The 14,604-nt window shown below is 63.5% G+C and carries 8 protein-coding genes; 7 read left to right on the top strand and 1 reads right to left on the bottom strand.

What is annotated here, in order from left to right; genetic code table 11:
• Window positions 1-59 precede the first annotated feature (59 nt).
• Genes BLT65_RS29995 through pelG form a run of 7 tightly spaced genes read left to right on the top strand, consistent with a single transcriptional unit; the run spans window position 60 to window position 13,132 of the window.
• Window positions 60-2,972, top strand: a complete 2,913-nt coding sequence (locus tag BLT65_RS29995) for a bifunctional glycoside hydrolase/polysaccharide deacetylase family protein (RefSeq protein ID WP_091784625.1) — start codon at window positions 60-62, stop codon at window positions 2,970-2,972.
• Entirely contained in the window at window positions 2,947-6,882 is a 3,936-nt protein-coding gene (locus tag BLT65_RS30000; protein ID WP_091784628.1) for a tetratricopeptide repeat protein, read from the top strand. The genes BLT65_RS29995 and BLT65_RS30000 overlap by 26 nt, the downstream gene beginning before the upstream one ends.
• A 21-nt stretch (window positions 6,883-6,903) precedes the next feature.
• Window positions 6,904-7,455 carry a transporter gene (locus tag BLT65_RS30005; protein ID WP_042308271.1) on the top strand — a complete coding sequence of 184 codons (552 nt, stop codon included), beginning with the start codon at window positions 6,904-6,906 and terminating at the stop codon, window positions 7,453-7,455.
• A 58-nt stretch (window positions 7,456-7,513) separates the two neighbouring features.
• Window positions 7,514-8,992: a PelD GGDEF domain-containing protein gene (locus BLT65_RS30010; RefSeq protein ID WP_091784631.1), complete on the top strand. Its 1,479-nt coding sequence runs from the start codon at window positions 7,514-7,516 to the stop codon at window positions 8,990-8,992.
• Window positions 8,979-10,148, top strand: coding sequence for a sugar ABC transporter permease (locus BLT65_RS30015; RefSeq protein ID WP_091784635.1), 1,170 nt, complete (start codon window positions 8,979-8,981; stop codon window positions 10,146-10,148). The genes BLT65_RS30010 and BLT65_RS30015 overlap by 14 nt, the downstream gene beginning before the upstream one ends.
• 10 nt (window positions 10,149-10,158) lie before the next feature.
• Window positions 10,159-11,745, top strand: a complete 1,587-nt coding sequence (gene pelF / locus BLT65_RS30020; protein ID WP_091784638.1) for a GT4 family glycosyltransferase PelF — start codon at window positions 10,159-10,161, stop codon at window positions 11,743-11,745.
• Window positions 11,746-11,761: 16 nt separating this feature from the next.
• Window positions 11,762-13,132 (top strand): exopolysaccharide Pel transporter PelG, encoded by a 1,371-nt coding sequence (gene pelG, locus BLT65_RS30025; RefSeq protein WP_091784641.1) that lies wholly within the window; start codon window positions 11,762-11,764, stop codon window positions 13,130-13,132.
• A gap of 42 nt (window positions 13,133-13,174) precedes the next feature.
• Here the strand turns inward: pelG and BLT65_RS30030 are convergent, their stop codons facing one another.
• Window positions 13,175-14,230 carry an aldo/keto reductase gene (locus BLT65_RS30030; protein ID WP_091784644.1) on the bottom strand — a complete coding sequence of 352 codons (1,056 nt, stop codon included), beginning with the start codon at window positions 14,228-14,230 and terminating at the stop codon, window positions 13,175-13,177.
• Between the last annotated feature and the right edge of the window lie 374 nt (window positions 14,231-14,604).

Genomic DNA, 14,604 nt, shown 5'->3' on the forward strand with positions numbered 1-14,604 from the left:
TAACAAGACGTCACAACATCAATCTGCCCGTTCAGATCAGCAGAACACTTTTTCTGTCAATGACGCCAAGCGAATTGCATCGTTATTTGAGGAAAATCATTTTCGCATTCGTGCGAGTGTGCCTGGCGGTTTGCACCGCGCGTTTGCAGCGAATTGGCAGGCCAGGTTTTCTTGTCATTGCACTGGTATTGCCCTTTCATTCTGCCTTTGCCGACGACATCACCCCGTCCGTCACGCAACCTTCATTTGCGCTCTATTACGGCAAATCACCGCCCGTAGAGATGCTTTCTGCATTCGACGCAGCCGTTGTCGAACCCGATAGCGGTTTCGATCCGCTTGCGCATCGCTTGCCGCATACCACGTGGTTCGCTTACGCGAGCGTCGGCGAAGTGCTGCCCTCGCGCAGCTATTACGCCGATCTGCCGAAAAATTGGCTGGCGGGACACAACGAAGCATGGGCATCGCGCGTGATCGATCAAAGCCAGCCCGAATGGCCCGCGTTCTTTGTTGAGCATGTCATCAAGCCGCTTTGGGACAAAGGTTATCGGGGCTTCTTTCTCGACACGATGGATTCGTGGCAACTCGTTGCGAAGACGGACGAAGCACGCGCTGGGCAGATACAAGGACTGGCCAATGTGATCCGCGCGATCAAAACGCGCTATCCCGATGCAAAGCTGATCTTCAATCGCGGCTTCGAGATTCTTCCGCAGGTACACGACCTCGTGTATGCGGTTGCGTTCGAATCGCTGTATCGCGGCTGGGATCAATCGAAGCAGCGCTATACGGAAGTCTCCGAACAGGACCGCGCATGGCTGCTCGGACAGGCTAGGACGATACGCGAGCAATACCACCTCCCCGTCATCTCGATCGACTATTGCGCGCCCGCCGATCGCGCTTGCCAGCAGGACACCGTCGCGAAGATCAAGGCGCAAGGCATCGTGCCTTACGTCACAGACGGCGCGCTCGCGACGATGGGCGTCGGCGCCGTCGAACCCGTCAAACGTCGCATTCTGGTGATCCAGGACCCGCCGCTGCGCACGGATCTGAACGTGTCGCCGGGCGTGCGTTTTCTGGCGATGCCGCTCAACTACCTTGGCTACCGGATCGACTATCGCGATGCGCGCGACCCGATGCCCGAAGGCGATCTTCGCGACCGCTATGCGGGCATCGTGCTATGGCTCGAAGGCGAGGTGCCGAACAGCAAGGCGTATCGCGACTGGCTCACCGCGCAGGTCGACGCGAAGATTCCCGTTGCCGTGTTCACGACGTTCGGCACGCAGATGGACGCCGATCTCGCGAAGAAACTCGACCTCGAAACGGTGGCTGGCACGCCGTCGAACGGCAAGCTCGACGTCGAATCGTACGACCCGAAGATGATGGGCTTCGAAATGAAGCCGCATCCGCTGGCACGGGATTTCACACCGATCCGCGTCGGTCCGCATAGCCGTTCGCTGCTGCGGCTGCGCTCGGGCGCCTTCATGATCGACGGCGCGGGCATCACGCCTTGGGGCGGCTATGCGATGCGCCCGTTCGGCGTGTACGAGCTGGATGCCGTCAATCAGGCGCGCTGGGTTGCGCAACCCATCGAATTTCTGCGCGCCGCTTTGCGCCTGAACCATGACATGCCCGTGCCGGACACGACGACAGAAAACGGCCGGCGCCTGCTGATGTCGCATATCGACGGCGACGGGTTTGCCTCGCGCGCCGAGTACACCAACTACACGCCGCCCAACTCCGACATCACGCCGCAATACTCGGGCGACATGCTGTATGCGCTGTTGCGCGACTCCGGCATGCCCACCACCGTCTCGCTGATCGAGGGCGAGGTAAGCGACGAAGGCCCGTTCAAAAGCTTCGCGCCGCACCTGCGCACGATCGGCAGACAGATCTTCGAGTTGCCGAATGTCGAAGTCGCGACCCACACCTACACGCACCCGCTGCAATGGATGCGCGTCACGGGCCTGGGCGTCTCCGACACGCGCGACACGCCGACGGAAGGCAGCAGCCAGACGAACAGCAGCGGCCTGTCCATCGACATTCCCGGCTACCGGTTCAATATCGACCGCGAGATCAAAGGCTCGATCGACTATATCGACCGCAATGTCGCGCCCGCGTCGAAGCCCGTGCGCATGGTGTTGTGGAGCGGCGATTGCCAGGTGCCCTCGCCCGTTCTCAAGGCGGCGTACGAAGCGGGTGTGCTTAACCTGAACGGCGGCGACACGCTGATCACGAAGCGCTTTCCAAGCTGGACGGCGATTGCTCCGCTCGGCGTGATGAAGAACGGCTACTACCAGATATTCGCGCCCAACCAGAACGAAGAGCTGTATACGGACCTGTGGCACGGACCGTTCTATGGCTTCTCGCGCGTGCTCGAAACCTTCGCGATGACGGACAAGCCGATTCGCTTCAAGCCGATGGACATCTACTACCACATGTTCACGGGCACGAAGTACGCGTCGATGAAAGCGCTGCAGCAGATCTTCGATACCGTGCTCAAGCAACCCGTCACGCCCGTCTTCACCTCTGAATACGCGCGCAAGGTGCTCGACTGGCTCGACACCAGCATCTCTCAGGAGCCGGGCAGCAACGTCTGGGTCGTGCGTAACGAAGCGAATCTGCGCACCGTGCGGCTTCCCGTCGGCAAGGTGCCCGACATGTCGAACGCGACGGGTGTCGCGGGCTATCTGCCGGGACCGGGCGGCACCTATGTGCATCTGACGGGCGACGGCATCGCGCGCTTCGCGGTGATCGATCAGTCGGCGGCACGCGCTGTGCCCTATCTCGCCGAAGCCAACGGCATGCTCGACCACTTCGTGCACACGCGCAATGGCTTTTCGTTCGATCTGCGTTCGCACGTCGCGCCGATGTTCCGCGTCGCCAACGCCGGCGCATGCCGCGTGACGAAGCGCCCCGTGACCGGTACCACCAACGACTATCGCCAATTGCATGTCGACGTCGCCTGCGACACCTGAGCGGCAGCGGCTCTTTTCGCCCGCTGTGATTCTCGTGCTCGGCCTGCTGGTCGGCGTGATGCTGGCGCTCGCCTTTCCGCGCGAAAGGATCGAATCGCGGCTGCTCGAAGGCGCGAAGGTCGACAGTCTCACGATCGCCTATCTCGAAGCATGGCTGCGCGTCGATCCGAACAACGCGGAAGTGCTCTCCGAACTTACGCGTGAATATCTGAAGGGGCAGCGCATCTCGGATGCGACGCGCATCCTCGACCGTCTATCGCGCTCCAACGATCCGAACGCGCGACAAAGCGCGCTGGCCATTCGCGTGTCGCTCGCGCAGCAACGTCTGTATTCGCTGAAACCGAACGATCCAGCGCGACCCACGCGCATGCGCGAACTCGATGCGCTGCTGCACGAAGCGCTCGGCTACAAGTGGGACATCGAGCAATTGAAGATGCTCGCGCAGCAGGCACGCGGGCTGAGCGACAACGATCTCGCCGCGCGCTACTACACGATGCTCGCGCAGTCCGACCGAGAGCACGCGCGCAAGTGGCTGGCCGAGCTCGCGCAAACGCAGCTGGGCAACCAGCAGCATCGCGCCGCCGCCGATGCGTGGTTCGCGGTGCAAGCGCAAGCCACCACGCTTGACGAGAAGCGTGCCGCGTTCATCGCCGGTTTGCGCGCGCTGCAATCGGGCAACGACATGCCGGCGACGATGCAGGCAGCCGACCAGCATATCGGCGATCTTGCCGACGATCCTGAAACACTGCGCTTTCTCGCCAATCTTGCGCTGGCTGCGGGGCGTCCCGATCTGGCGTCGAAGTACGTGAAGCGATTGATGAAGATGTCCGCGCTGGATCATGAACAGGCGCTTGCGCGGCGTGCGTCGTTCGTGCCGAAGCGCGCGCCGGACCCAGGCACCGTCGAGCATCGCACGACGCGCGGCGTGTGGCTGCGCGCGGCGTCGTATCGGCCGCACGTTTCGCGCAGCGCGGCGCTGCGTCACGCGCTAAACAATGCTTCCAACACTCGAACCACAGCCCGCGTCGTACGCATTGCGACGACAGCACCCGCTGCTGTCCCACCGACACCGACGCCCACGAGCGACGCAACCGAGTCCGATTACGAACTCGCGTATCGCGTGTTCCTCGCGAACGGCGACGTCGCGAACGCGCAGCGCATCGCGCAAACGGCCGTCGACCGCGATCCGCAGTCGATCCCATGGCGCGAGCGTCTCGGGCAAGTCGCGGAATGGAACCGGCGTCAGGACATCGCGCTCGCCAACTACGTCGTCATCGCGAAGATGCGCGGCACCGACGACGACTGGAAGAAGGTCGCGCGTCTCGCGCCCGGACTCAACGACAACACCGCGATGCTCGCCGTCACGCTCCACCAGGCCGACCAGCAGCCGGGCAATCTGAAGCTGCTCGACGCCGTCGTCTTCTCGTACGAACGCATCGCCGATCCCGATTCCGCGTTGAGCTTTCTGCGCACGCGCTTCAATGGCCCGTTGCGCCGCCAGGCCATGGAACGTTATGCGCAAGTCGCCGAACGCAAGGGCGACGACGATCTCGCGCTACGCACATGGCGCGATCTCGAACGCGAATACGGGCCGAACGCAGCCTACGGATTGAAGATCGGCACGATGCTGTATACGCACACGCAGTTCGACGCGGCGCTCGCGGCGATGAATGAAGCGAAGCGCGGCGCGCCCGCGTCGAACGATGAATTCTGGCGCTTCTACTCGCTGCTCGCCGACTCGAACCAGAACACGCGCGATGCGAGACTTGGCTATCGCCAGTTGATCGTGGGCGGCAAGGCCGATGCGCAAGACTACGAGGTGATGACGAACTTCTTCAACGACTCGCCGCTCGACGCGGGCCGCCTAGCGGAATACGCGTATCGTCATGGCGGGCCGCCGCGGATGCTGTCGGAAGCGTTGTACGGCTATCAGCGCGCGTACGCGTGGGGCCGCATCAGGATCTTGCTCGCCTCCCTCACGCCCGAACAACTCAAGGCCGCCGAGCAGTCGGCCACGTTCCTGCTCGCACGCGCCGAATACGAACGGCAGACGGGCGCCAACGATGCCGCGCTGCACGACATCGAGCGCGCCGCCGCGCTCGATCCGAATAACTCGGAAGCGCGCGCGGCCTACATCTGGGTGCTGAACGAGCGCGGCACGGATGCCGCCCTGCTCGCTGCACTGCGCCGTCATGCAGGCGACGCGGAGAGCGATCCGCAGCTATGGCCCGCGTACGGCGCGGCATGGTTGCGGCTCGGCGACGGGCGCAAGGCACTGCACTACCTGCACAAACAGGCCGCGCAAGCGCAGCAAAGCCCGTTGTGGCGTCTCACGTTCGCGGACGCACTGGAACTGACCGGCCGCGTCGATAAAGCGTGGCGCGTGCGCAAGCAGGTCTGGCTTGAACTGGCGCGCGGCCGGCGCGATCCGTCGAAAGCAGCGCCGTTGCCCGCCGCCGAGCAGGACGATCTGCGCGGCCGCTATGTCGCGCTCACGCAGTTGTACGCGGGCGGCGACCGCTCGCGCGCGGTGTTGATCGACCTGCTGCGCGCCGATCGCAACGGCGCGGGCGACAACCAGGCGGCTGCGTCCGAGCTTGGCGACATCGGCCAGTTGCCGCCAGCGAAGCAGGACGACATCCGCAAGAGCCAGCGCCTCTATTCGGCCATCGCGCGCGAGGCGGCCATTTCCTGGGCGCAAAACGAAGAGGCGTCCGATATGGAGCGCGCCTGGCTGGAAAAGCAATATATCGACAACAGCCAGCGTCCCATCTACGCCGAAGCGCAACTCGCGATCAACGACGGCGACGTCAACGAACTGTCGCGCCTGCTCGACACGCTGCCCGATCTGATTCCGAGGCAGGCCCGCGCCGATGCGCAAGCGCTCACGGGCCGCACGTCCGCCGCGCAATCCAGCGCAGTCGACTCGCTCACGCGCGAGCCCAACGACGAAGTGATGCAGGCGATGGCGCGCGAGCAACTGCTCAGCAATGCGCAGGCGCTGGCGGGCGCATTCCGTTATGTCGATCAGGGCTCGCTGCGCTTCACCGAGGAATCGGCGACGGGCAGCGTGCGCCTCACGCCCTCGCAGAACCTGCAGTTTCGCTATCAGCAGCGCGACCAGACCGTGGACGGCTCGCAACTCGCCTACGCGCCGAAACACGACCGGCTCGCCGAGGCGATCTATGGCCACAAGGGGCAATACGACGAAGAGCACGTCACGCTCGGCCGCCGCAATGCGCTCGAAGACTTCACGACGGCGCGCGTCGAAGGCACGTACAACGTCTCGCAGCGCCTCACGCTGACCTATGCGCTCGGCTACAACCAGGCCGCGACGGAATCGACGCAACTGACCGTGGGCGGCACTAAAGACCTTGCCACGCTCGGCTTCAACTACCGGCTCGATCCGCACTGGTTCGGCGGCGCGCGCTACGAGTACGCGCGCTTTCACGGCCAGGACCGCTCGTATCTGGGCAACGGCAGTCTCGTCGAAGCGAACTTCGGCTACAAGATCAAGGCCGATTACCCCGACTACACGATCCGCGCCGTCTTCGCACACGGTCAGTACAACGCGACGGGCACGCCGGGCGAGCCGCTGCGCGTGCTCCTGCCGCAGAACACGCCGTTCACGGCCGCGTCCTTCATGCCGCAGACCTTCACGCAAGGCGGCCTGCTGTTTTCGTTCGGCGACGATCTGCCCGAGCAGTATTCGAAAGCATGGCGGCCAATATTCGCGGGCGGCCCAATCCGCGATTCGCGCGCGGGCTGGTCGGGTCAGGCGGAACTCGGCCTGGCTGGCAGCGTGTTCGGCAACGATCAGATGCTGCTGTACGGCGCGTATCAGGGCGTCTCGTCGAATCATTCGACTTCCGTGAAGGAAGTCGGCGTGCGCTATCGGTATCTGTATTGAAGAGCCTTTGAGGAGAATGACATGGACCACAGCAAGAACCTTCGCGCACGCGCGTCGACGTTGTTTGCATCAGCGTTGGCGTTGATGGCGCTCACGCTCGCGGGCTGCGCCGTCGTTGATCGCAGCGCGCCGCCCGCGATCGCGAAGACCGACAGCCTCGCGATTCTGCCTATCGCGAACAACACCGAGACGCCGCAGGCGGGGCAGCGTGCGGCGTCGATTGCCCAGAGCCTGCTGGCGTCGTACGGCTTCACGAATCTGTCGCGCTACCCGGCGAGCGCCGACGACGAAACGCTGTTCGACGCCGCGAAGCCGGACGCGCAGCAGAACGCGCTGAACTGGGCGCGCCAGCAAAACGCGCGCTATGCACTGACGGGTGCCGTCAACGAATGGCGCTACAAGGTCGGCGTGGACGGCGAGCCCGCCGTGGGCCTCACCTTCGATGTGATCGACGTGCAGACGGGCAAGGTCGTGTGGACGGGCACGGGCAGCCGCACCGGCTGGAGCCGCGATGCCGTATCGGGCGTTGCGCAAAAGCTGGAGCGCGATCTGCTGTCGCCGCTCGCGCGGTGACGCATGCCCGGCTCCCCACGACTATCATCGAAGCGGGCTTCGATTTAAGGCGAACGCCATGAACACGCAGGCTAACGAACACTCCGCGCCGCCCGGGCGGCGCCGACGCCGCGAGGCGCAAAGCGTCGGCGCGGGTTCCTGGTGGGCGCGCGTGATCGCGCCGCCGCGCGGCTCAGCGCGTCGCCGCGCGATCGCCACGCTCGAAACGATCGTCGCAACGCTGATCGCGATTGCCATTTGCTGGGCCTTCGATCACGCCGATCCGCTGCTGGTCCAGAGCGGCTTCGGCTGGATCTGGATCGTGCCGCTCGTGATCGCGCTGCGTTATGGATCGATTGCTGGGGTGTTTTCCGGGCTGATCCTGCTGGCTTCGTGGTACGTGTTGTACCCCGGGTACAGCGGCGCGTCCGCGCCCGTTTCGCTCGCGCGTGCGTTGATCGAGACGCCGCACACGCGGCTCTTTCCCGTGAGCTTCTTTCTCGGCGGCTTCGTCGTCACGATGCTGTGCGGGCAATTCGGCGACATCTGGATCACGCGCTTGCGGCAAGGCCGCATCGCCAACGACTATCTCGCCGAACGCCTGTCCATTCTGACGCGCAACCAGTTCATGCTGCGCATCTCGCATGAACGGCTCGAACAGGATCTGCTCGGACGTCCAGCGACGCTGCGCGATTCGCTTGCGCGGCTGCGCACCGTGATCCTCAATCAGGAGCCGACTGAAGCGCAGCAAGGCGTCGTCGATCTGCGCGGCGCGCAACCGTTTCTCGAAGCGGCTGCGCAAGCGTGCCAGATCGAAAGCGCGAGCGTGCATGCGTGGCGCGGCGGCAAGCCGGCGACGGCTGCGGGGGCATCGATTGGCGCGCCATCGGCGTTCGATCCCGACGATCCCCTCGTGCGCGAAGCGCTCGAAACGCGCACGCTGGTACATGTCGAATCGAAAGCGAATCAGGACATGTCGCTGAGCCGCTACGTCGCCGTCGTGCCGCTGATCGATGCGCAGAAGCATCCTGTCGGCGTGCTCGCCGTCGAGCGTATGCCGTTTCTCGCGCTCACGCGCGACAACCTGCAGTTCCTGCTCGTGCTCTGCAACTTCTACGCGGACGGCGTGCAGCACGCCGTCATCACGCGCGACACGCTCGCGGCCTTCCCCACGTGCCCGCACACCTTCGCGCTCGACTATGCGCGGCTCGTGCATCTGAAGCGCGATACGCAAGTGCAGTCGTCGATCGTCGCGCTCGTGTTTCATAACGACGAACGCAGCACGACGCTATACGAACATGTGCTGCGCACGCGCCGCGCGCTCGATGTGCAGTGGCCGTTGCGTGACGAACGGCATCGCGTGGTGCTCACGCTGATGCCACTGTCGGGCGACAGTGCCGTCGACGGCTATCTGCTGCGGATCGAAGAGAATCTGCGCGCGCAATATGGCGTCGACTTCGAAGCGGCGCGCGTCGCCGTGCATTCGATGGCCGTGTCCGCCGACGAACCCATCGCCGCCCTGCGGCGCCTTCTGGAGCGCTGCGATGTCCGCTTCTGACGGCGTCACGACCGATCGAAGCCGTCCCGTGGGCGCGCGCATCACGTTGGTCGGCGTGCTGCTCGTCGCGCTCGGGCTTGCGTTGCAGATCGCGGTCTTCATGATCGCGACACGCAGCACGTCCGACACGTCCGCCGAATGGCTCGGCGGTCTCGTCAACACAGACGTGTCGACGCTGCAGGCCGCCGCGTATCTGAACACGCAGACGCTGTTGCTATGCCTGCTCGTGCAGGCCTGCGCCGCGCTCGCGACTTCGCTCGGTCTCGCGGAGATGATGCCCGCGCGCTATCGGCTGCCGCGCGTGGGACTGCTCGCGTCGCTGTGGTTTCTGAACTTCGCGGTACCTGTCGGCGGGATGCTTTGCTCGATCGGCGCGCTCGCGATTGCCGCCGCGTTGCCGCGGCCACGCGCGCAGTTGCCCGTCGTACACGTCGAGGAACCCGAGTTCGCCGCGAATCTGATCGGCACGGTGTCGTATGGGCGCGGCGCGCGCCTGAAGGCGGAATTGCAGAACGCGGACGCGGGCACGTCGTTTCGCATGACCGCCCTGCTCGCGATGCAGACGATGCCCGCGCGCACCGTCTCGCCGCTGCTGCAAGGCATGCTCGCCGATCCGCTCGACGATATCCGCCTGCTCGCGTACGGCATTCTCGACAACCGCGAGAAGACGCTCACGCAGCAAATACTCGTCGAACGTCCAAAGCTCGATGTGAAGCTGCATCCCGAATTGAGCGATGCGGAGCGCGCCCACCCGAACCGGACGCTCGCACAGCTGTATAGCGAGCTTATCTACGAGAACCTCGTGACGGGCGACGTGTATCGCAATGCCGCCGATCAGGCCGACGGCTTTGCGGCCGCCGCGCTCGAACACGATCCGAACGACGCGGCGCTGTGGCGTCTGCGCGGCCGTCTTGCCATCGCCCGACTCGATCTCGACGGCGCGGACACGATGCTGCAACGTGCGATCGATTGCGGCTTTCCGCGCGAGCGCATGTTGCCCTGGCTCGCCGAAACGGCTTACCTGCGCCGCGATTTCGCGCGCGTGCGCAAGCTGCTGGCCGAGATGGACAACCGCGCCGCGACGCCGACGCTGGCCGCCGTTCTCGATTTCTGGAAGCCACGCGGCCCGGGCGCCGCGCAGCCCCGCTCCATCTGAGGCCGCCCTCATGTTCTCACCGAAAACACCGTCACTGCCGCACGCGGATTCCGCCGATATCGCTTTGCTGCTCGAAGGCACGTTCCCTTATGTGAGCGGCGGCGTGTCGAGCTGGGTCAATCAGGTGATCCGCGCGTTTCCTGAGTATTCGTTCGCGCTGTGCTTTCTCGGCAGCCGTCCGCAGGACTATCCGAAGATGCAGTACGCGCTGCCCGACAACGTCGTGCATCTGGAGAACCACTATCTGTACGACTTCGCGCCGCCGCCGCTGGTACACAAACAGCGCGGCGACGCGTCCGCGTTCATGCGCTCCGCGCATCTGCACGACGCATTGCGCAACCCGGCGATGCGCCACGCGGCAGGCCGCATGCTCAAGGACATGCTCAACGACCTGCGCCCCGGCGGCGCATTGGGCGAAGACGCGTTTCTCTATTCGAAGGAAGCCTGGCACTATCTGACCGACCAGTACCGGCAGTTCTGCACTGACCCGTCGTTCGTCGATTACTTCTGGACCGTACGGATCATGCACAAGCCGCTGTGGCAACTCGCGAAGATTGCCGATGGCCTGCCGCGCGTGAAGATGTTCCATACGGTATCGACGGGTTATGCGGGTTTTCTCGGCGCGCTCGCGCGTTATCGCCATGCGCGGCCCTTGCTCGTGTCGGAGCACGGCATCTATACGAAGGAACGCAAGATCGATCTGTTCCAGAGCGAATGGATACGCGACAACCGCAGCATCTTCGAGCGCGACGTGTCGCAGATCGGCTATTTCCGCGACCTGTGGGTGCGCTTCTTCGAAACGCTCGGCCATGTGTGCTACGACGCGGCTGAAGACATCATCGCGCTGTATGAAGGCAATCGACGTCGGCAGATCATGGACGGCGCGCCCGAAGCGAAAACGGCCAACATTCCGAACGGCGTGAATCTGCCGAAGCTCGCGCCTTTACGCGCACAGCGCGCCGCAGGTGTGCCGAAGACGTTGTGCCTGATCGGCCGCGTGGTGCCGATCAAGGACATCAAGACCTTCATCCGCGCGATGCTGACCGTGGTGCGCCGCATGCCCGATGCCGAAGCGTGGATTGCCGGCCCGGAAAACGAGGACCCGTCGTATGCGGCGGAGTGCCATGCGCTCGTCGAGAGCCTCGGCTTGAGCGACAAGGTGAAGTTTCTCGGCTTCCAGAAGATCGACGAATTGCTGCCTAAATGCGGCGTGCTCGTGCTCAGCTCGATTTCGGAGGCGCTGCCGCTCGTCGTGCTCGAAGGCTTCGCGGCGGGCGTGCCGTCCGTCACGACGGACGTGGGTTCGTGCCGTCAACTGATCTACGGGCTGGAGGGCGACGACGCGGCGCTCGGGGCGGCGGGCCGCGTCGTACAGATCGCCGATCCGCGCGCGCTCGCCGAAGCCGCACTCGATCTGCTTGACGAAGACAACTGGCATGCCGCGCAGCAGGCGGGCATTGCGCGCGTCGAGCGCTATTACACGCAGGACCAGATGGTCGGCTCGTATCGCGATCTGTATGCGCGGCTCACCGCGCAGGCCGATCTCGCCGATCCACCCGCATCGGAAGCTGGCCTTCTGATGCAGATGCCTCACTGAACGGGAACACGCGACCATGGCAGGCATTGGTTTCGAACTGCGCAAGATGCTCCGGCGCAACACGCTGCTGGGGCTGATGCAGGCTTACACGTACGCGGGCCTGATCGGCGCGGGGCCGTGGGTGCTGTCGATCGTCGGCATTCTGCTGATCGGCGTGCTCAGCATTCCGTTCGTGTTGCCCACGGGATTGATCACGCAGTTCCAGGTGTCGGTCACGTATCTGATTTCGCTGTCGCTCGTGTTGACGGGGCCGTTGCAGCTTGCGTACACGCGTTTCACATCCGACCGCTTGTTCGAAAAGCGCCGCGATCTCGTGCTGCCGAATTTTCATGCGGTGATGTTCATCGTCACGGTCGCTTCGACTGTGCTCGGCGGGCTCGCCGTCGTCTTTCTCTTTCCGCAGCAGACGGCCGCCTATCGACTGTTGATGCTCGCGGGTTTCGTCGTGATGGGCAACATCTGGATCGCGACGATCTTCCTGTCGGGCATGAAGCAGTACATGTCGATCATCGTCGTGTTCTTCATCGGCTATGCGGTGACGACGGGCGCGGCGCTCTCGCTGAACCGGTTCGGCCTGACGGGCCTGCTGTCGGGCTTCGTGATCGGACAGACGGTGCTTCTGGTAGGCCTGCTCGCGCTGATCTATCGCGACTATCGCAGCGACCATTTCATCTCGTTCGAGATGTTCCGCAAGCAGTACCGTTACCCTTCGCTGATGCTGACGGGCTTTCTGTATAACCTCGGCATCTGGGCAGACAAGTTCATGTTCTGGTATTCACCCGGCACGGGACAGCCGGTGATCGGTCCGCTGCGGGCATCGATCATTTACGACATTCCCGTGTTTCTCGCGTATCTCGCGATCATTCCGGGCATGGCCGTATTTCTGATGCGCATCGAAACGGACTTCGTCGAATACTACGACGCGTTCTACGATGCCGTGCGCGAAGGCGCGTCGTTGCAGCATATCGAGCGCATGCGCAATGCGATGGTCGAGGCGTTGCGCAACGGCATCTGGGAGATCATGAAAGTGCAGGCGATCGCCGCGATGATGCTGTTCGCGGCGGGCACGATTCTGCTTCAATGGCTGCAGATATCGACGCTGTATCTGCCGCTGCTGTATATCGACGTGATCGCGGCCAGCATGCAGGTCGTGTTCATGGGCACGATCAATGTGTTCTTCTATCTCGACAAACGCAAGATCGTGCTGTTGCTGGTGGGTACGTTCGTCGCTTCGAATGTGGTGTTCACGGCGATCACGCTGTCGCTGAACCCTGCCTACTACGGCTATGGATTTGCAGGTTCGCTGCTGCTTGTCGTGCTCGCGAGTCTTTATCTGCTCGATCGCAAGCTGGATTCGCTGGAGTATGAGACCTTCATGTTGCAGTGAAAGCGCGGCGCGGACTGCCACGCCGCGCGCTTCACCCTGCGCTCAAACCACGTCGCCAAAGCGCGTTTCCGCGATCTGCTGACGGCGCTGGTCGCCCTGCCGCTCCAGCATCCAGCCCGGATATTCGGACGGCAGGCGGCTCACTTCATCGAGCATCTTGAGTTCTTCCGCGCTCAGTTCAACCTTCGTCGCGGCGATGTTGTCGTCCAGTTGCTCGACTCGCTTCGCGCCGACGATCACGCTCATCACCGACCGTTGATGCAATAGCCACGCCAGCGCGATCTGCGCGACCGACACGCCTTTCGCTTCGGCGATCGTGCGCATCACGTCCACGCAATCGAATGCGCGCTCGCGATTCACGGGCGGAAAATCGAATGTCGTGCGGCGGCTGCCTGCTTCGCCTTGCTCGTCGCGTTTATATTTGCCGCTGAGCAAACCGCCCGCGAGCGGACTCCATACCATCAGGCCGAGGCCCTCGCTTTGCAGCATCGGCACCAGTTCGCGTTCGAGATCGCGGCCCGCGATCGTGTAATACGCCTGCAACGTGTCGAAGCGCGCGAGGCCCAGGCGTTCCGAAATACCTAGCGCTTTCGCGATCTGCCACGCGGCCCAATTCGATACGCCGATATAGCGCACATGGCCGTGCTGCACGAGCGTATCGAGCGCGCGCAGTGTTTCCTCGATCGGCGTGGCGGGATCGAAGCCGTGGATCTGATACAGATCGACGTGATCGAGTTGCATGCGCTGCAAGCTCGCCTTGATGCCGTCCATGATGTGATAGCGCGACGCCCCGCGCGCGTTCGCGAAGTCGCCCGTCTGGCCGAATACTTTCGTCGCGACGACGACGCTGTCGCGCGGCACTTTCAGGTTCTTCAGCGCCTGACCCGTGATCTGCTCGGAGACGCCGGACGAGTAGACGTCGGCTGTGTCGATGAAATTGATGCCCGCGTCAATCGCGCGGCCGATCAGACGTTCAGCGTCACTCTGCTGCAGATCGCCGATGTGCTGCCAGATGCCGCCCGTGCCGCCGAAGGTCATCGTGCCGAGGCACAGTTCCGACACGAAAACGCCAGTGCGGCCAAGCTGGTTGTATCGCATGGTTCGAGACTCCAGGTGGGTGATGATGCGGTGCTGGGTCGATCAGAATACTCAATGCATGGCAATGCTGCTGGTGGGTTGACATGGCTTTCGATGTTGCCTCGTGCGATGCAGCAAGAACCGCTTTTCGAGCACGCTTTCATCAATATTTCATTCAGCACACGCGCGCAATTTCCGTCTTGCCGCTCTTTGGCTCATGTAGCATCGGCGTCGTGTTCTATAGGCTGATGAGATTCGCGGGGGCTGACATACCGTCATCGGCGACGCTGGCGTGTGCCGGAAGTTGTTGACCGGTAGTTGCGTTATGGCACGCACAATCGCCAGCCTCGGCACGCCCCTGCGAAACCTGCGAGACTGAACGGGTCTAACGGTTT

Origin of the sequence: Paraburkholderia steynii, from assembly GCF_900100565.1 — a bacterium.
Taxonomy (GTDB): Bacteria; Pseudomonadota; Gammaproteobacteria; order Burkholderiales; family Burkholderiaceae; genus Paraburkholderia; species Paraburkholderia terrae.